General features: G+C 63.0%; 15 protein-coding genes, 1 tRNA gene and 1 pseudogene. 3 read left to right on the forward strand and 14 right to left on the reverse strand.

Features of this window, described 5'->3' with window-relative positions; translation table 11 throughout:
- The gene (locus PSEMAI1_RS0108405; protein WP_029770566.1) at positions 1-1,377 is read right to left on the reverse strand and encodes an acyl-CoA dehydrogenase family protein; all 1,377 of its coding nucleotides are present in this window, start codon (positions 1,375-1,377) and stop codon (positions 1-3) included.
- A complete protein-coding gene (locus PSEMAI1_RS0108410; protein ID WP_024302446.1) occupies positions 1,377-2,504 on the reverse strand; it encodes an acyl-CoA dehydrogenase family protein in 1,128 nt (375 codons plus the stop codon). Before PSEMAI1_RS0108410 ends, PSEMAI1_RS0108405 begins: the two co-directional genes overlap by 1 nt.
- 360 nt (positions 2,505-2,864) lie before the next feature.
- On the opposite strand from PSEMAI1_RS0108410, the gene PSEMAI1_RS0108415 reads away from it, so the two are divergent.
- Complete coding sequence (locus PSEMAI1_RS0108415; protein ID WP_024302447.1) at positions 2,865-3,878, forward strand: AraC family transcriptional regulator; 1,014 nt, start codon at positions 2,865-2,867, stop codon at positions 3,876-3,878.
- A 571-nt stretch (positions 3,879-4,449) separates the two neighbouring features.
- Here PSEMAI1_RS0108415 and PSEMAI1_RS0108420 read toward each other — a convergent pair.
- The 10 genes and pseudogenes from PSEMAI1_RS0108420 to PSEMAI1_RS0108470 all read right to left on the reverse strand — a co-directional run bounded on the left by PSEMAI1_RS0108420 (position 4,450) and on the right by PSEMAI1_RS0108470 (position 13,420).
- On the reverse strand, positions 4,450-4,926 hold the full coding sequence (locus PSEMAI1_RS0108420; RefSeq protein ID WP_024302448.1) for a peptidylprolyl isomerase: 477 nt from the start codon (positions 4,924-4,926) through the stop codon (positions 4,450-4,452).
- 355 nt (positions 4,927-5,281) lie between these two features.
- Positions 5,282-6,448: pseudogene (locus PSEMAI1_RS20545) on the reverse strand (IS3 family transposase).
- A gap of 454 nt (positions 6,449-6,902) precedes the next feature.
- Positions 6,903-6,992, reverse strand: a tRNA-Ser gene (locus tag PSEMAI1_RS0108435).
- Between the two features lie 51 nt (positions 6,993-7,043).
- Positions 7,044-8,705, reverse strand: coding sequence for a DNA repair protein RecN (recN, locus tag PSEMAI1_RS0108440; RefSeq protein WP_024302449.1), 1,662 nt, complete (start codon positions 8,703-8,705; stop codon positions 7,044-7,046).
- A gap of 22 nt (positions 8,706-8,727) precedes the next feature.
- Positions 8,728-9,603, reverse strand: coding sequence for an NAD kinase (locus tag PSEMAI1_RS0108445; protein WP_024302450.1), 876 nt, complete (start codon positions 9,601-9,603; stop codon positions 8,728-8,730).
- Positions 9,604-9,640: 37 nt separating this feature from the next.
- Complete coding sequence (locus tag PSEMAI1_RS0108450; RefSeq protein ID WP_024302451.1) at positions 9,641-10,294, reverse strand: response regulator transcription factor; 654 nt, start codon at positions 10,292-10,294, stop codon at positions 9,641-9,643.
- A 162-nt stretch (positions 10,295-10,456) separates the two neighbouring features.
- Positions 10,457-11,002 (reverse strand): peptide-methionine (S)-S-oxide reductase MsrA, encoded by a 546-nt coding sequence (gene msrA / locus PSEMAI1_RS0108455; RefSeq protein ID WP_024302452.1) that lies wholly within the window; start codon positions 11,000-11,002, stop codon positions 10,457-10,459.
- 100 nt (positions 11,003-11,102) lie between these two features.
- Positions 11,103-11,321, reverse strand: a complete 219-nt coding sequence (locus PSEMAI1_RS0108460) for a DUF1653 domain-containing protein (RefSeq protein WP_024302453.1) — start codon at positions 11,319-11,321, stop codon at positions 11,103-11,105.
- Positions 11,318-12,376, reverse strand: a complete 1,059-nt coding sequence (locus tag PSEMAI1_RS0108465) for an HD-GYP domain-containing protein (RefSeq protein ID WP_232219869.1) — start codon at positions 12,374-12,376, stop codon at positions 11,318-11,320. The genes PSEMAI1_RS0108460 and PSEMAI1_RS0108465 overlap by 4 nt, the downstream gene beginning before the upstream one ends.
- Positions 12,377-12,475: 99 nt before the next feature.
- The gene (locus PSEMAI1_RS0108470) at positions 12,476-13,420 is read right to left on the reverse strand and encodes a nucleoside hydrolase (RefSeq protein WP_024302455.1); all 945 of its coding nucleotides are present in this window, start codon (positions 13,418-13,420) and stop codon (positions 12,476-12,478) included.
- Positions 13,421-13,572: 152 nt separating this feature from the next.
- Here PSEMAI1_RS0108470 and PSEMAI1_RS0108480 point away from each other — a divergent pair, with 152 nt between their 5' ends.
- Complete coding sequence (locus PSEMAI1_RS0108480; RefSeq protein ID WP_024302456.1) at positions 13,573-14,514, forward strand: tRNA-dihydrouridine synthase; 942 nt, start codon at positions 13,573-13,575, stop codon at positions 14,512-14,514.
- 280 nt (positions 14,515-14,794) lie between these two features.
- Here the strand turns inward: PSEMAI1_RS0108480 and PSEMAI1_RS22000 are convergent, their stop codons facing one another.
- Together PSEMAI1_RS22000 and PSEMAI1_RS0108490 are read right to left on the reverse strand one after the other, a co-directional pair.
- Complete coding sequence (locus PSEMAI1_RS22000) at positions 14,795-14,938, reverse strand: hypothetical protein (protein ID WP_198019594.1); 144 nt, start codon at positions 14,936-14,938, stop codon at positions 14,795-14,797.
- 12 nt (positions 14,939-14,950) lie between these two features.
- Positions 14,951-15,529: a LexA family transcriptional regulator gene (locus PSEMAI1_RS0108490; protein WP_024302457.1), complete on the reverse strand. Its 579-nt coding sequence runs from the start codon at positions 15,527-15,529 to the stop codon at positions 14,951-14,953.
- A 237-nt stretch (positions 15,530-15,766) separates the two neighbouring features.
- Here PSEMAI1_RS0108490 and dbpA point away from each other — a divergent pair, with 237 nt between their 5' ends.
- The gene (gene dbpA / locus PSEMAI1_RS0108495) at positions 15,767-17,149 is read left to right on the forward strand and encodes an ATP-dependent RNA helicase DbpA (RefSeq protein WP_024302458.1); all 1,383 of its coding nucleotides are present in this window, start codon (positions 15,767-15,769) and stop codon (positions 17,147-17,149) included.
- Positions 17,150-17,195: the final 46 nt, after the last annotated feature.

Consider the following 17,195-nt stretch of genomic DNA (forward strand, 5'->3'; position numbering starts at 1 on the left):
TCATACTCCTACGTTCTGATTGAGGTCCAGCAACTGTGCTTGCCAATCTTCGATCAGAGACAAACGGTTGATCTGGTTGGTCCCTTCGAAGATCCGGGTCAGGCGCACATCGCGGAAAATCTTCTCCAGCTTGTGCTCGTGCAGGCCGCCGTGGTCTGCCAACAGGTCCAGCCCCATCTCGCACACGTGCTGGGCGCGGTCGGTGACGTGGAATTTGCATAGAGAAGCGTTCAACTGGCGCGGCCGCCAGGCCGCTTTGGCCTCTTGCCATATCAAGCTGCGCATGGCGCGGGTTTCCGCCACCATGGTGGCCAGATGCAATTGGACATCCTGGTAATGGATCAGGGGCTTGCCGCCCAGGCGGTAACGCCGGGCAAACTCGATGGCGGTCTCGGTGGCGGCGCGGGCAAAGCCGAGGCCCATCGAGGCCACCGGGATGCGTGAGGCGTTCAGGGTGGCCCGATTGAGCGCCCAGCCCTTGCGCAGCCCACCGATAACCCGGTCGCCGGGGACGAACACGTCAGTCAACTCGATTTCCGCCGCCCCCGAGGCGCGCATGCCCATCTTGAGTTCGGTGCGTACCACCTTGTATCCGGGCGTCGAGCAGTCGACGTAAAAGCAGGTCCAGGACTCCATTCCCTCGCCCTGCAGCGCGGCAAACACGGTAGCGCTCTTGGCCAGGTCACCGCCGCTGATGAAGCATTTACGACCATTGAGCAGGTAGCCGCCTGCGGTCGGCGTAGCGACCACGCCCGGGCGATAGACTTGGGCCCCATGGCCTTCTTCCGCATCCGAGCCGGCACCCGGCTCCGTGATGGCGAAGGCGACCAGGTGCGGCTCCCCGCGTTCGCAGCTACGGTAGACCGGCAACAGGTGGCGCAGGATAGTGCCGGCCTCGCCGGACAGGATCAGGGGCATGCAACCCAAATGGTGGGCCGACAACAGCAGCATCAGCCCGCCGCACGCGCGGCTGAACTCTTCAAGCACCAGGCAGCTTTGCCAGATCGGGGCATGGGGGACCGCCCGCCACGGCATGTTGCCGAACGGGGCCGGCATGAAATAGCTGAGCCATCCTTGCTTGCCGGCAGCGCGCATGATCTGTTCGGCCAGAGGGTGGCACTGCCCGGCCGGCAGGTGTGGCGCCAGGTCCAGCTCGTGCGCCGCCGGGGCAAGATATTGCTCGGCAAAGGCACGAGCGCGCGCGCGTAGTTTGCCCAAGGCTTTGGGGAGCCTATGGAAATCTGTCTGCCACAGGTCGTCAATCGGGTAGTGCGTCAAGGTGCGCCCGATCAGCGGTAGATTGGCATACTGCCAATGCGGCGACAGCCGGTGGTCGGCAGGCAAGTGCCCGTCAAGGGAGTGAACGTGGGTAGTCATCAGTAGGCTCCATACCATCCGGCCAGGAACGAAGGGATATCGCGCACTCCCCCTGACGTGAACTTGAGCATGTTTTGATCGCGCACCAGTTTTTCCGGACCGGCATCGCGCATGTAGCCGATGCCGCCATGGATCTGGATCACTTGGTTGGCGGCGTGACAGAGCGCGGTGCCGATACTGGCGCGCGTTGCCGCCACGCTGCCGAGGTCCAGTTCGTCGAGGGGGCTGCCAAACCTGGCCAACGCCAGATCGGCCTGCTGCCGGGCGATCACGATGTCGCTGAGCATGTGCTGTACCGCCGGGTGGCCGATAATCGCCTTGCCGCCTTGCTTGCGGATCGCCGCGTAGTCGCTTGCCCATTCCTGGCCACGGTCGAGGGCGCCGGCACCAATCGCCAGCAATCCCAGTAGGTCCAGTTTCAACAAGCGGCCGTAGAGCAGGCGCGATCGCTGCGCGTCCAGCTCGACGGTCTGCCCGCCTGCCACGGGTTGGCGGACCACAAAACCGGTCAGCTCGTCAAAGCCATGCAGGGGCACGGTGCGCACGTCCAGTATATTTCGCGCCACAAGCTGCCAGGCGACATGATCGTCATGCCAGACCGGCCGTAAGATGCTGCTCCAATCGCGCGCAGCGCAGAGGGTGACGGCGTTGGCTTTGCTATCGAGCCAGTCTGCCAGCAAGGTGAGGTCTTCCTGCCGGAGCGGCGCCCCCCGGAGCCATTTGCCCAGGCTGGTGCGGGCCAATCCGTAGTGGCCGGTCGGCGCCAGCAGCACGCCCTGCAGTTCATGTTCGTTCAGCCGGAGCTTGAGCGCCACAGCGACAAATCGGGCGAGAGCCATGCGGTGCCAGGCAAAAGCAACGCCGGGGCAGGCATGGGCGATCAGCCGCAACGCGCCGGCACTAAAGCCTAGCGCTTGCGCATCCTCGCTGTTCTCCCAGATGCCGAAGCCTTCTTCCAGGGGCGATTGGGGCAGAATGCCCAGGGCTCTGGCCTCCTCTGTCAGTTGGGCCAGCGTTTCCGGCCCGAGGGGAGACTCCGGCCTGGATGCCTGGCTGGCGATGCGCTCGCGTGCAAAGTGCCCGACCTCCTCCAAGAGCTGTCTTGTATCTTCGATATCCAGTTGCATCGCAATTGCCCCATTCACTTGAGATCGCTCTCGTGGTTTCTGGCCGACAGAAAGATGCGAAGACGTATAGGAGGGTGCGACCGGCTAAGGTCGCCTATCGAGTGTGTGGCTCGATGCTGCATGACATAGTGTCTCCGCCAGTCTCGGATCTTTGCCGTCCAGATCTGTAGGCCCATGTTAGGAGGGGGGGCATGCGGTCACCAGATTGGCAGCGGACAAAAAATCAATATTTGCGGACATTGCAGTTATTGCGGTTACTCCCGTTTGGCCGCAGGTGGACACGAGGCTGGCGGCATCGCTATATTGGAGCCGGACAAAAATCAATAATTAAGGACGTCATATCAGAGGGGGAGCGGAACGATGGATTGGGATTTCGTCCGCAATGTGACCAGTGCTCGGTTGATGGCGGAGCTGGGTGCCGACCATGGGCTGCCGCTGCGAACATGCCTGGACGGCACGGAAATCAAGGAACAGGACCTGCGTGATCCTGCGGTCCTGATCTCTGCCAGGCAGGAGCTGCGCCTGATCACCAACTTGGTCAGGCACCTTGGCCACGTGCCGGCTCTCGGCATCGAAGCCGGCAAGCGCTACCACTTCACCGCGTTCGGCGCGCTGGGCTTTGCCATGGTCAGCTGCCCGAATGGGCTCAGCGCGCTGGAGGTTGCGCTCAAATACTTTCATTTGACATTTGCCTTCACCCGCTTTGCCGTGCAACAGGTCGGCGACCAGACCCATGTGCTCATCGACGATTCGACCTTGCCGGAAGAGGTCCGTGCCTTTGTGGTGGAGCGAGACACCTCGGCCCTTGTGACTGTGCAGCGGGATCTCTTTCCAGCCAGGCCGGCGTTGAGTGAGCTGTATTTCTCTTTTCCGGCACCTGAAAGCGTCGGTGCGTATGAAGACTTTTATCGTGTCCGGCCGGTTTTTGACGCCACGTCCAACCGAGCTGTGCTGAACACCGAAGCGCTGTTGGAACCGCTCTCGCAGGCTAATGAGCTTGCCTTGCAAGCAGCGGAGGATCAGTGCAGGTCGATGCTCGACCGCTACCAGACGAGGATCGGCTTGTCCGCTAAGGTCAGGGAACAATTGATCTTGCAAGGTGGCGACATACCGGATATGGATACCGTGGCGCGGACAATGTGCATGACGCCACGCACATTGAGGCGCAGGCTGCTCGACGAGAACACAACCTTTCTGAAACTGCGGGACGAGGTTCGTTGCGCTTTGGCTGAAGAGTTGTTGGCGGAGCGTGTGCTATCAGTGGAACAAATTGCAGAGCGCTTGGGCTATGCAGATCCGACCAGTTTCATTAATGCATTTAAACGATGGAACGGAGTCACTCCACTCTCCTATCGAAAGAAATATAAAAAATAACGTGGCCGGATTAGTTCGAGACGATACAGGGGCCGAATTAAGCCTGCTGTAGGCGTTACTTCGCATTCTTTGTTCCAGTCCGCATCAAGAAGCCACCAGTATCATACGATGGAGAAGGTCAACGCTCTTGATTTGCCAATCGCTACGAAGACCACTTGACCGTCAATAGCAGTCATTGTCCTTCGGTAGTAGGTCGGTCCGTTATGACCGAGTTGTACGCATAGGCGATCCGGCAGGTATCCGAGTACAGCAGTCATCTGAATGGCTGTTCCGCCTAACTCTGAAAAGGCTGCTTCTGGCCGTTAGTGGCCATTGTATCACCATGACATGAGCGGCCGCTTCGGCCGAACTTCAGACGAATTCGCAGTAATCAAGGATGGCCATCATCAGCACTAGGGACTAAGTGTGGCCATCCGAGAGAGAGAGCGTCGAGACCTCGAAGTTGGGCTTGTAGGTGGTATGCGGATCAGGAGCAGATCACCAACTCCAACTCCAAATAGCAGGTGGGGTCCAGGCAAAACAAAGCCCTCCCGGATGGGGGAGGGCTTTGTTTGTGTGGGGCGGGGTGGTGTCAGTGCTGATGCCCGTGCTCGCCATGTACATGCTGGTGGGCAATTTCCTCGGCGGTTGCCGCACGTACGTCCACAACTTTGAGGGCGAAGCGCAGGGTTTTGCCGCAAAGTGGGTGGTTACCGTCCAGCAATACGGTTGGGCCTTTGATCTTGGTGACGAAATAGTAGCGCAGTTTGCCATCCGGGCCGGCGCGTTGGATCTGGCCGCCTACCTTGATGCCGGGCGGGAATTCGGCCTTGGGCATGGTGGTGACCAGGGCTTCGTCGCGTTCGCCGAAGGTGTCTTCGGTGGCGAGTTCCAGCGTGGTTTGAAAGCCTGATTCCTGCCCTTCAAGTGCGGCTTCCAGTTTGGGGAAGAGGTTGTCGTAATCGCCGTGCAGGTAGGAGACCGGGTTCTTGCCATCGTCGTAAACCAAACCCTGGCTGTCTGTGACTTTCATTCGCAGAGTGACGGCGGTGTTTTGGGTGATTTTCATGGCGGGCAATGGCAAATAAATTGAAGCAGGAAGGTTCGCAGTTCAGCGGGGGAGTGTCAACTGCCCAAACAGCAACGGCCCACTGGAAAGTGGGCCGTTTGTTCATATCCGAAAAAACTTAGTGGATGACTGACAGCATGTGCTTCGGCAGCCAGTCAGCTCCGCCACGCGGCCAAGCAACTAGCACGCCGCGGATCTGGTCGCATGCGACGACAGTGCCATCACACTTTTCAACATGGCCGAACGGCGTGTAATTCACACGAAACCCAGGTTGCGGTTGAACATCGTTGTTTTGAAAGAGGGACAGAAGGCTAGAGATGATTGGGGTGTCCTGGCAAGAGCGGACAGCTCCGATTCAAGCGGCCTTGGCTGAATTCCAGTACTTCCGGGTAAATTCAGCCGGCGCCAAGTAGCCAAGCCGCGAGTGACGGCGTTGGCGGTTATAGAAGATTTCGATGTACTCCCTGATCGATGCCTCCGCCTCCGCCCGCGTTGCGTAACGGCGATGGTGGACGAGCTCGTTCTTCAACGTTCCCCAGAAGCTCTCTATCGGCGCATTGTCGAAACAGTTCCCCTTGCGTGACATCGAGCTATGCATCCTGAACTGCGTCAGCAAATCCCCGTAGGCCTTGGCGCAGTATTGGCTGCCACGATCCGTATGGTGGATCAAGCCGGCCGGCGGCCGCTGGTGCTGGACCGCCCGGAACAGCGCCTTGCTGACCAGTTCGGTCGTCATCCGCGCGCCCATCGCATAGCCAACGATCTCGCAGCTAAACACATCCTTCAGTGCCGCTAGGTACAGCCAGCCCTCGTCCGTCGGGATGTACGTTATATCACCCGTCCAGACCTGATTCGGGCGGGTCGGCTCGAACACCTGACCCAAGACATTCTCCGCGACCGGCAACGAGTGGGCCGAATTGGTGGTCGCCTTGAACTTGCGCTTCTGCCGGCACCGGATGCCTATCTGGCGTCGTAAACGGTCGATGCGATCACGCCCGGCCTCAAAGCCCATCGCCGCCAGTTCTGGCTGCAAACGGCGTACGCCATAGGTTTCCCGTGTTTTGGCATGTGCCGCCCGGATCGCCACTTTCAGCCGCTCGTCCTCTTGTTCTCGCTCAGATGGGAGAACGTCCACGCCAGCCATAGTACCCAGCACGGGACACCGCTAGAACCCGGCAGGCCACCACCACCGGGAATAGGTTTCGGTGCTCTTCTATCCACGCGTACCGGGCAGTGATGCCTGAGCAAAGTACGCTGCAGCTTTTTTTATGACGTCTCGCTCCAGGCGTGCCTCTGCCAACTCCTTGCGCAGCTTGGCGTTCTCTGCTTCCAGCTCCGTGACACTGCGCGCCCCCGGCGCCGGTTGGTCACCGCCAGACCTCGCCGCTACAACCCAGTTAGCCAATGTACCCTTGGGGATACCCAGCCGCCTGGCCGCCCCTTCAAGGCTGAGCCCTTGCTCAAGTACCAGCTTTACCGCCTCAGAACGGAACTCTACTGGATATGTCTTTCTGGTCTTCATTTCACACTCCCGATTGTCAATGGTAACAATCGGAACTGTCCGCGGGAATCAGGCTACCCCAGATGTATTTCATTTTCGGTAGTGGACGTACTTTGGTTTCTGAATTTCTAGACACATTATAGCGGCCTGTTGTGCGATGCAACATAATGAATGCGACAATTTTGTTCGTATGCGATCATTGTGTTGTAACTTTGCGAACATTCTGCGCTCGTGGCGAAGATGGCAGGTTAGTGAGCCGGAGGTGGGCCAGGAATAAAGGGGTAAGTGTAGAGGGGGGGGGGGGGGGGGGGGGGGGGGGGGTGGCAAGGCGCGGTTTGAGCTCGTGTGCCAGACGATGTCTGGAGAGGTCCAACCTTGTCCAACTCAAGCCATTAGAGGATGGCCTACGGAATGGCATACTGGAAAAGATAAAAAGCAAAAAGCCCTGAAAAATCAGGGCTTTTTGCTTTTTATCTGGCGGAAGCGGTGAGATTCGAACTCACGGAAGGCTCACACCTTCGGCGGTTTTCAAGACCGCTGCCTTAAACCACTCGGCCACGCTTCCAGATCGGAATGAGGACGGAATATTACCGTTTGTTTCCGCTTTTGGCTAGCCTCAGGTGTTGAGCGCCAGCATTTCGGCGGCGTGCCGGCGCGTGGTGTCGGTGATGTCGACGCCACCCAGCATGCGGGCGATTTCCAGTACCCGCTCTTCGGCGCCGAGCGGCTGGATCTGGCTCAGTACCTTGCCCTGGTGTTCGGCCTTGCTGACCTGCCAGTGGGTGGCGGCGCAGGAGGCGACTTGCGGCAGGTGGGTGATGCACAGCACCTGATAGCGTTCGCCCAACTGGCGCAGCAGCTTGCCGATGACCTCGGCCACGCGGCCGCCGATGCCGACGTCCACTTCGTCGAAGATCAGCGTCGGCACGCTGGCGACCTGGCTGATTACCACCTGCATCGCCAGGCTGATGCGCGACAGTTCGCCGCCGGAGGCGACCTTGGCCAGCGAGCGCAGGCTGGTGCCGGCGTTGGCGGCCACCAGGTATTCGACCGATTCCAGGCCGTAGGCGGTGGGGTCGCCCAGCGGCGCCAGTTCGATGGCGAAGCGGGCGCCACCCATCGCCAGGTTCTGCATTTCGCCGGAGATGCGTTCGGACAATTCGGCGGCGGCCTGGCGGCGTTTGCCGGACAGGGCTTCGGCCAGGGTGCGGTAGCGCGCCAGGCAGCTCGATTCGGCGACGGCGAGCGCTTCGATGTCGGTCGAGGCTTCCAGCTCGGCCAGTTGCCGCTGCCAGTCGGCGAGCTTTTCCGGCAGGTCCTGCGGCTGGAGCCGGTACTTGCGGGCCGCGCTCATCAGGGTGTCGATGCGGCGTTCCATGTCGGCCAGTTGGGCCGGGTCTTCGTCGATGCTGTCCGCGTAATCGCGCAGGCCGTAGACGACCTCGCGCAGTTCGGCGTCGACCGAGTCGAGCAGCGATAGGCTGTCGGTGAGGCGCGGGTCAAGGTGGGACAGCTTGCTCAGCCGGCTCTGTACCTGGGCCAGGATGGACAGGCAGTTGCCGTCCATTTCGGACAGGGCATCGACCGCCAACTGGGCGCTTTGCGCCAGCTCGGCGGCGTTGGCGAAGCGCGAGTGGGCCTGGTTCAGGCCGGTCCACTCGTCGGGTTGCAGCTGGAGTTCGCTCAGCTCGTTGATCTGCCACGAGAGGCGCTCGCGTTCGACTTCGAACTCGCGCGATTTCTTCTCGGCCTCTTCACGGGCGCGGCGCGCCTGGTGCAGGGCCAGCCAGGCGGCTTCCACGTCGCGCGCCAACGCCAGCGAGCCGGCGTAGGCGTCGAGCAGCTGGCGCTGCGTTTCCGGGCGGGTGAGCGACTGGTGCGCGTGCTGGCCGTGGATGTCGACCAGGAAATCGCCCACCTGTTTGAGTTGGGCCAGCGTGGCGGGCTGACCGTTGATGAAACCCTTGGAGCGGCCGCTGCGGTCGACCAGGCGGCGCAGCAGCAACTCGTCCTCGTCCGAATCGAGCGCGTTGTCGTGCAGCCAAGCGCGCAGCTCGGGCAGGTGGGTCAGCGCGAACTGGGCGGAAATCTCGGCCCGGTCGGTGCCTTCGCGCACCATGGTGCCGTCGGCCCGGTCGCCCAGCAGCAGGCCGAGCGCATCGAGAATGATGGATTTGCCGGCGCCGGTCTCGCCGGTGAGCACGGTGAAGCCGGCGGAGAAGTCCAGTGCCAGCCGGTCGACGATGACGAAGTCTTTGACGTTGAGCGTAAGCAGCATAGGTTGGCGGGTTCTTTGGGGATCAGAGCAGGCGTTCGCCCCAGTGCAGCTTGTGCCGGAGCATGTCGTAGTAGTTGTAGCCGACCGGGTGCAGGATGCGCAGATGGTTGCGGTGGCGGCGGATCAGCACGCGGTCCATTTCCATCAGGTCGCAGTGCGACTGGCCGTCGAAGTGCACGCGGGCATCCAGGCCGCGCGTCAGCATGAACTCGACCTCGCAGGAGTCGTTGACGGCGATCGGCCGGTTGCTCAGCGATTGCGGGCAGATCGGCACCAGGGCGATGGCCTGCAGCGTCGGGTGCAGGATGGGGCCGCCCGAGGCCAGCGAGTAGGCCGTGGAGCCGGTCGGCGTCGAGACGATCAGGCCGTCGGAACGCTGGCTGTAGACGAACTGGTTGTCGACGAAGATCTCGAACTCGATCATCGAACCCACCGCGCCGCGGCTGAACACCACGTCGTTGAAGGCCAGTGCGTTCATCACCTCGGCGTCTTCGCGCATCACCGTCGCCTGCAGCAGGATGCGGTCTTCCGGGATGAATTCGCCAGCCAGGATGGCGTCCACCGAGCTCAGCATCTCGTGCAGCGGGATGTCGGTCATGAAGCCGAGGCGGCCCTGGTTGATGCCGACCATCGGCACGCGATACGGGGCCAGCAGGCGGGCGATGGAGAGCATGGTACCGTCGCCGCCGAGCACAATGACGATGTCGGCCAGCTTGCCCAGGTCGAGCCGGTCGATCAGGGTATAGGGTCCGGCTTCTTCGGGCGTGACGCTCTCGCGGTCGATCAGCACCGACACGCCGGAGGCGGCCAGGTGGTCGGCCAGTTGCCGCAGCGAGGCGACGATGGAGGATTTGCTGTGGCGGGCCACCAGGCCCACATTCTTGAAGAGACGATCCATGGCGTTATTGTACCGGTGTGTGGCCGGCCGTTCTCGGTTATCCGTGACTGGAACGCTTCATGCCGGTGGTTTCCAGCGCCTTGAGGTAGAAGCGTATCAGATCGGCCAGCGATTCTACGCCCAATTTGCTGAACAAGTTGGCACGGTGGGCTTCCACGGTGCGATGCGAGAGCTCCATGGCGCGGGCGATTTCCTTGCTGGTGAGGCCTTCGACCACCATCTCCAGCACCTCGCGCTCACGGCCGCTGATGCGGGCCAGGCGCTGCATCACTTCCAGCGTTTCGGTTTCCTGCTTGTGCTGCTGGATGCTGAGCCGGATGCCGCGGCGCAGGCTGTCGATCAGGCGGCTGGTGTCGATCGGCTTGGTCAGGAAATCGATGGCGCCTGCGCGAAAGGCGCGGCTGCATTGCTCGACGTCGCCGTGGCCGGTGATGAAGATGATGGGGATGGTGACGTCGTTCTGGATCAGCAATTCCTGCAGCGCCATGCCGCTCATCTGCGGCATGCGGATGTCGAGGATCATGCAGCCGATCTCGCCCTCGCGGTAGTCGCGGACGAACTCCTGTGCGTTGGCAAAGGTGACCGGGTGCATCCCTTGCGCCATGATCAGCATGGCCAGCGACTCCCTGACGGCGGGGTCATCGTCCACGATGAACACGCTGGGGGTCATGGTGTTGGTGCTACCGTCCATTCCTGGTTGCTTCCGATTGTTGTTTTACCTTGGTTGGGTGTTTTACCACGAATCGGCGGTTTGCCGGAGGCTTTACGGCAAGCCTGCCTGCCGGCGTGGGGTGGCTAGGGGCGGGTCCCGCCCGCGCGGCCGGGTGTCATCCTCCGTGTGGGCCGGGTGCCGTCAGGCGTCGGGGCCGTCGCGGCGCAGCATCGCCGGGAACGATTGCCGCAATTTGGCCAGCTTGGGGGCGATGATCGCCTGGCAGTAGGGTGCGCCCCGATTCTGGTCGTAATAACCCTGATGATAGTCCTCGGCTGGGTAGAAGGTACCGGCCGGGGCCAGCTGGGTGACGATCGGTGCGTCGAATACCCCTTGGTTTTCCAGCTCGGCGATGAAGGTGGCGGCTTCCTGGCGCTGGGCTTCGTTATGGAAGAAGATGGCCGAGCGATATTGCGTGCCGACGTCGTGGCCCTGCCGGTTCGGCGTGGTGGGGTCGTGGAGGGCGAAGAACACCGTCAGCAGATCGCGGTAGGAGAGGACTGTCGGGTCGAAGGTGACCTCGACCGCCTCGGCGTGGCCGGTCGTGCCGTCGCAGACCTCACGGTAGCTGGGGTCGGGGGTGTGGCCGCCGGTATAGCCGGAGATGGCGGACTGGACGCCTTCGAGCCGGTTGAAGGCCGATTCGAGGCACCAGAAACAGCCTCCGGCCAAGGTCGCCTTGTTCATTGCAGGGTCTCCTGTGTTTTGTCCGTGGCGGGCCACGGCCTGATCGAACAGCCTCACGGCTTCGCGCACCGTGGCGGCCTGGATGGCCACGGTGTCTTCGTCAGAAAGCCTTGACCAGGGCGAAGCGTGGCTGGGGCACGCCGTCGTGGGTGACGCTCTCCTCGAACATCGCCACCGGCCGCACCCACAGGCCGTACTCACCGTACAGTGCACGGTAGACGACCAGGGGTTCCTCGGTTTCCGAGTGCTGCGCACAGCCGATGACCTCGTACAACGGACCCTTGTAGTGGCGGTAAATGCCGGGAGTAATACTGCTCATGATGGGCTCCAGAGACGGTAGAACAGCGGCAGGTAGCGCTCTGCCACCTGGATGTTGAGCGCCTTGACGATGCGGAACGCCTCCTGGGAGGTGTCGATCCGCTCCGTCGGGCGGGTCTGCGGCGCCACGCGCGGGGTGGCGGCGTTAGTCGTGGTGTTGACGACGATGGCCTTGCTGCCGTCTGCCAGTTCGACAAAGCTCCCCGGCGGGTAGATCCCGATGATCTTCACCAGGTGGGTGATCAGCTCGGGGTCGAGCTGCTCCACCTTGCCGGCGTACAGTTCGCCCAGCGCCTGCTTGGGCTTGATGCGGGCGCGGTAAGTGCGGGGCATCATTTTGGCCGTCACCAGGTCCAGCGCATGCAGCCGGTGGGCCAGCGGCTCGATATCGTCGCCGGCCAGGCCAAACGGATAGCCCCGGCCGTTCTGCTTCTCGTGGTGCATCAGCACCAGAGCGTGCCACAGGGCATCCTCGACCCCGGCTTCGCGCAGCAGGGCCGAGCCCAGCAGGGGATGGGCTTGCAAGGTCTGGCGCTGCGCCGTGGACGGTTCCGCCTGCTGCGAGGCCATGCTGTCCTGCAGGCTGGCCGAGGCGATGTTCATCGTCAGCGCGGCGCAGACCAGTTGTTTGGCGTCGGCGGCCGGCAGCGCATAGCTCTGGCTGGCACGGGCGGCCAGCAGGGCGCAGTTGATGGCATGGTGCGCGGCGTAATGGCGGTACGGGCACAGCATGATGGCGGCGATGACCCCGTCGGTCTGGCGGCCGGCCATCTCGATCAGCAAGTCGGCCAGTTCCACCAGGCGCTCGCGGTAGTCGGCAAAGACCAGCACACGCTCGTTCAGCGCGTGCAGGTAGCTTGCCAGTTCCGGCACGGCCTGTAAGGGGCTGATGCTGGCGGGCGGAAGTGCCGGGATAGGGCCGGTAGGGGTGTCGGCGAGCAGGGACTGCTTGAATTTGTCGGTTAGCCGGTAGTGTAGTTCGGGTTCTTTTTTTTCGTTTTGAATGGTGACTTCGACCAGGCGGTTACGGATATAGATCGAGTCTGGCAGGCTCAAGCGCAATTTGTTTGCTCCGCACGAATTCTTGTATCTTTCGCACAAGTATAACCTGTCGGCGATGGTGCCGGGATGCCCTTTACGGTTGATCCGGGGCGCTCAGGGCAGCTTGGCCAGGCAATCGGCGAGCAGGGCGAACACGCCATCGGCGTCGGCCTCGGTGAGGTACAGCGCGTTGGCTGCCCGGCCACTCACGCCCCACCAATCCACCACCGTGGCGCCGCGCGTCAGCGCACTGGCCGTTTCCACCTCGACATTGACCCGCCGTCCGCTGAACAGGGATGGCTGGAGCAGATAGGCGACGACACAGGGGTCGTGCATGGGGGCTCCGTGCTGGCCGTAACGCTGCACGTCGTGGCGCTCGTGGTTGGCAAGGATGTCGGCCGCCAGCGGGCCGCAGCGGTTGGGCAGGGCGCGCAGCCGGGCGAGGCGGGGCGCGCTGGAGCGGACCTGATGGGTGACGTCCAGCGGCAGCATGACCAGCGGCACCCCTGAACCCAGCACGATGGCGGCGGCCTCGGGGTCGACGAAGACGTTGAACTCGGCGGCCGGCGAGATGTTGCCGCCGGCGAAATAGCTGCCGCCCATCAAGACGATTTCCTTGATGCGGGGCGCGATGTCGGGGGCCTTGCTGAGGGCGAGGGCGATATTGGTCAAGGGGCCGACCGGGCAGAGCGTGATGGTGCCGGCCGGGGCCGCGCGCAGCGTGTCGATGATGAAATCGACGGCGTGCCTGCCCTGCAGGGGCATGTCCGGTTCGTGGATCGGCACGCCGTCGAGCCCCGTCTTGCCATGGGCCTGTTCGGCGGTGACCAGCGGACGCAGCAACGGTTGTTCACAGCCGGCGTAAACCGGTACGTCGGGGCGCCCCGCCCATTCGCAGACGATGCGGGCGTTGCGCGAGGTCAGCGGCAGACCGACGTTGCCGGCCACCGTGGTCAGGGCCAGCAGGTCGACTTGGTCGCTGGCGCCAAGCAAGGCGAGGATGGCCGCGGCATCGTCCAGGCCGGGATCGGTATCGAAAATAACGGAGAGACGGGACATGGCGCTAGGTCTATGCAAGGTTGAGGGGGTGAACGAGGGCGCAGGCGGGCAGAAGCCTGTCACGGAGCTGTTCGCAATTCGAACCGGCTGCGGCCGTGACCAGATCCCTGGCAGGCTCTAGAATACCGCCTCCTGATTGTGAGGCATTTTCCATGAAGCTGGTACTCGCCCCGATGGAGGGGCTGGTGGACGACATCATGCGCGACGTGCTGACCCGTATCGGCGGCATCGACTGGTGCGTGACCGAGTTCGTCCGGGTGACCAGCACGCTCCTGCCGGCCAAGATGTTCTATCGGCTGGCGCCCGAATTGCACCGGGCAGCGCGCACCCGGGCCGGCACCACCGTGCGCGTGCAACTGTTGGGCTCCGATCCGGCCTGCCTGGCCGACAACGCCGCGCGTGCCGCCGAACTGGGGGCGCCGGGCATCGACCTCAATTTCGGTTGCCCCGCGCCCACCGTCAACCGCCATCGTGGCGGAGCGGTGCTACTGACCGAGCCGGAGCTGTTGTTCGAGATCGTGTCCGCAGTGCGCGCCAGCGTCCCGGCGGCGATTCCGGTCACCGCCAAGATGCGGCTGGGCTACGAGGACAAGAGCCTGGCGATCGAGTGCGCGCAGGCGATCGAGCGGGCCGGCGCCGACGAGCTGACGGTGCATGGCCGGACCAAGGTCGAGGGTTATCGCCCGCCGGCGCACTGGGACTGGATCGCCCGCATCCGCGAGAGCGTCGGCCTGCCGGTCATCGCCAACGGCGAGGTGTGGACGGTGGAGGATTACCGCAACATCCGCCGCGAGAGCGGTTGCGAAACGGTGATGATCGGCCGCGGGCTGATCGCCGCCCCGGATCTGGCGCGGCGCATCAAGGCGGGCGAGGAGGCGGAGCCGATGCCGTGGGCTGAGATGCTGCCCTGGCTGCGCGACTTCTTCGAGCAATGCCGCGAGCGGGCGGAGGGGTCGGCCTATCCGGCGTCACGGCTGAAGCAATGGCTGGGGCAGCTCAAGCACAGCTACCCGGAAGCGGTGGACTTGTTCGAGCAGGTGCGCCGTGAGCGGCAATCGACGGTGATCGCACAGATACTTGCTTCGCATAAGTAATTGTACGGATGGAGGATGTCATCATTATCGCCTAGAGTGGGAGTGCTGCAGGTCGTTTGCCTAAACGACGGCAGCGGTAGCATCGGTGCCTCTCAAGTTCCGGTTGTTACATTCCCCCCAAGCAAATTGATACGCCCTTCTCGCGAAGGGCGTCTTCTTTTGTGCGGGTGGATTTGCGGTGCCCGGCTACCTGTGGCTGTGCGCGGTTGTCACGGCAAGCGCCCCGTGGGGCGAAAAGCCTCGGTGTCTTGTCGAGGAGGTGCGGCGAGTGGGGCAGATGTCAGACGAACTCGACCGGCACGAAATAGCTGCGGCCGGTGCGCGATACCAGCACCTGCGGTTGGCCCTGCACCACCGAGCGGAAGGCGCGCGGCAGGCGGCGCCAGTCGAGGAACTTCATCTTGATCTGTTGGTTGCTGTTCATCGTGCTTCCTCCTCAATCGATCTTGTGAATCACGTTGGTGACCACGCCCCAGATGAAGAACGAGGCGTCTTCCGGCACCTCAATCGGGGCAAAATCCGGATTTTCCGGCAGCAGGCGCACGCCCGTTGCCGTCTTTTCCAGCCGTTTTACCGTCAGCTCGCCGTTGACCACGGCCACGACAACCTTGCCATGGCGGGCTTCCAGCGAGCGGTCCACCACCAGCATGTCGCCGTCGTGGATGCCGGCGTTGAACATCGAATCGCCCTTGACCGTCACCAGAAAACTGGAGGATGGTTTGCGTACCAGATGGGTGTTCAGGTCGACGTCGGCTTCTTTCAGATCGTCGGCGGCGACCGGCGAGCCCGCAGGGACGCGGCTGGCGAACAGCGGCAGCGACACATTGGACAGCTCGCTGGTGAGCGAGCGGAACTCCTCCACGTGTAGTTCGCGCACGTTTCGGATGGCGCGGTATTCCTGCAGCCAGGCTTCCAGCACCGGCTTGAGCGGTTCCGGCACGCGCATGGCGACTGTCTTGTCACCGCCGAAGGCCGACTTTCTGCCTGCGCCCTGGCGTTTGCCTCCCTGGGTCATGCTGTTCTGCTCTGTGTCCTGACGATGATTTGATTCTGTACAAAATCAAAAGGACTGGCAACCGGAATGTGTCGGCAAGCTCGAAAACGATGGCGACAATGCAACAGGGCACCATGGACGCTTGCCGGCGAGGGGGATGAAGTGGCCATCGGTGAAGTTGTATTCCCCTGCACGGCGCTGGCCGGCAAGGGCATAGCCTGCTAGACTGTGCGCCTTTTGCCAACGCGCCAAGTCATTGTGAACAAAACGGATTTTTCCTCGCTGCCGCTGTCGGCCGCCATGCTCGACAACCTGGCCAGCCTCGGCTACACCCGCATGACCCCGATCCAGGCACAGAGCCTGCCGGTCATCCTCGATCGTCAGGATCTGATCGCCCAGGCCAAGACCGGTAGCGGCAAGACCGCCGCCTTCGGCCTGGGCCTGCTCGACAAGATCAACCCGCGCTGGTTTGCCGTGCAGGCGCTGGTGTTGTGCCCGACGCGCGAGCTGGCCGACCAGGTGGCCAAGGAAATCCGCCGGCTGGCGCGCTGCACCGACAACATCAAGGTGGTGACCCTGTGCGGCGGCACCCCGATGGGGCCGCAGATCGGCTCGCTGGAGCATGGCGCGCACGTGGTGGTGGGGACGCCGGGCCGGCTGCACGATCACCTGAGCCGCAACACGCTGGACCTGTCCAAGGTGCAGACGCTGGTGCTGGACGAGGCCGACCGCATGGTGGACATGGGTTTCTATGAGGAGATCGTCGGCATCGTCGCCGCCTGTCCGCGCCAGCGCCAGACGCTGCTGTTCTCGGCAACCTACCCGGACAATATCCGCAAGCAGAGCGCGCGTTTCCTGAAGAACCCGGTCGAGGTCAAGGTGGAGTCGCTGCACGACGCCAGCCGCATCGAGCAGCGCTTCTACAAGATTCAGCCGGAGCGGCGCCTGGCCACGGTGGCGGCCCTGCTCGGGCACTTCCGCCCGGTGTCGACCATCGCTTTCTGCAACACCAAGCAGCAGGTGCGCGAACTCGCGAATGAACTGCAGCAGCAGGGCTTTTCGGCGCTGGCGCTGTACGGCGAACTGGAGCAGCGCGAGCGCGACGAGATCCTGGTGCAGTTCGCCAACCGCAGCTGCTCGGTGCTGGTGGCCACCGACGTGGCGGCGCGCGGGCTCGACATCAGCACGCTGGAAGCGGTGATCAACGTCGATTTGTCGCATGATCCGGAAATCCACATCCACCGTATCGGCCGTACCGGGCGCGGCGGCGAGAAGGGGCTGGCGCTGAGCCTGGTCGGCCCGAACGACAGCAAGCGGCTGGCGCTGATCGAGAGCTACCAGCAGGCCAAGCCGGAGTGGGCCCATCCGGACGAGTTGACGAGTGGCGGCGGGCCGCTGGTGCCGCCGATGGTGACGCTGTGCATCGCCGCCGGTCGCAAGGACAAGGTGCGTCCGGGCGACATCCTTGGCGCGCTGACCGGCGAGGCCGGCATCGCCGGTCAGCAGGTGGGCAAGATCGCGGTGTTCGAATTCGCCAGCTACGTGGCGCTGGATCGCCACGTCGCCCGGCAGGCGTTCAGCCGTCTGTCCGAAGGGCGGATCAAGGGGCGCAGCTTCAAGATGCGTTTCATCGGCGCCTGAGCCCTGGTAGTAGCCGGCGCATAAAAATCAAAAAGCGGCCCTTCAG

It is taken from the genome of Pseudogulbenkiania sp. MAI-1 (assembly GCF_000527175.1).
Taxonomy (GTDB): domain Bacteria; phylum Pseudomonadota; class Gammaproteobacteria; order Burkholderiales; family Chromobacteriaceae; genus Pseudogulbenkiania.

Coding starts and splice junctions, on each gene's coding strand:
- PSEMAI1_RS0108405 (WP_029770566.1), bottom strand. CDS start 1,377: ATGACTACCCACGTTCACTCCCTTGACGGGCACTTGCCTGCCGACCAC.
- PSEMAI1_RS0108410 (WP_024302446.1), bottom strand. CDS start 2,504: ATGCAACTGGATATCGAAGATACAAGACAGCTCTTGGAGGAGGTCGGG.
- PSEMAI1_RS0108415 (WP_024302447.1), top strand. CDS start 2,865: ATGGATTGGGATTTCGTCCGCAATGTGACCAGTGCTCGGTTGATGGCG.
- PSEMAI1_RS0108420 (WP_024302448.1), bottom strand. CDS start 4,926: ATGAAAATCACCCAAAACACCGCCGTCACTCTGCGAATGAAAGTCACA.
- recN (WP_024302449.1), bottom strand. CDS start 8,705: ATGCTGCTTACGCTCAACGTCAAAGACTTCGTCATCGTCGACCGGCTG.
- PSEMAI1_RS0108445 (WP_024302450.1), bottom strand. CDS start 9,603: ATGGATCGTCTCTTCAAGAATGTGGGCCTGGTGGCCCGCCACAGCAAA.
- PSEMAI1_RS0108450 (WP_024302451.1), bottom strand. CDS start 10,294: ATGGACGGTAGCACCAACACCATGACCCCCAGCGTGTTCATCGTGGAC.
- msrA (WP_024302452.1), bottom strand. CDS start 11,002: ATGAACAAGGCGACCTTGGCCGGAGGCTGTTTCTGGTGCCTCGAATCG.
- PSEMAI1_RS0108460 (WP_024302453.1), bottom strand. CDS start 11,321: ATGAGCAGTATTACTCCCGGCATTTACCGCCACTACAAGGGTCCGTTG.
- PSEMAI1_RS0108470 (WP_024302455.1), bottom strand. CDS start 13,420: ATGTCCCGTCTCTCCGTTATTTTCGATACCGATCCCGGCCTGGACGAT.
- PSEMAI1_RS0108480 (WP_024302456.1), top strand. CDS start 13,573: ATGAAGCTGGTACTCGCCCCGATGGAGGGGCTGGTGGACGACATCATG.
- PSEMAI1_RS22000 (WP_198019594.1), bottom strand. CDS start 14,938: ATGAACAGCAACCAACAGATCAAGATGAAGTTCCTCGACTGGCGCCGC.
- PSEMAI1_RS0108490 (WP_024302457.1), bottom strand. CDS start 15,529: ATGACCCAGGGAGGCAAACGCCAGGGCGCAGGCAGAAAGTCGGCCTTC.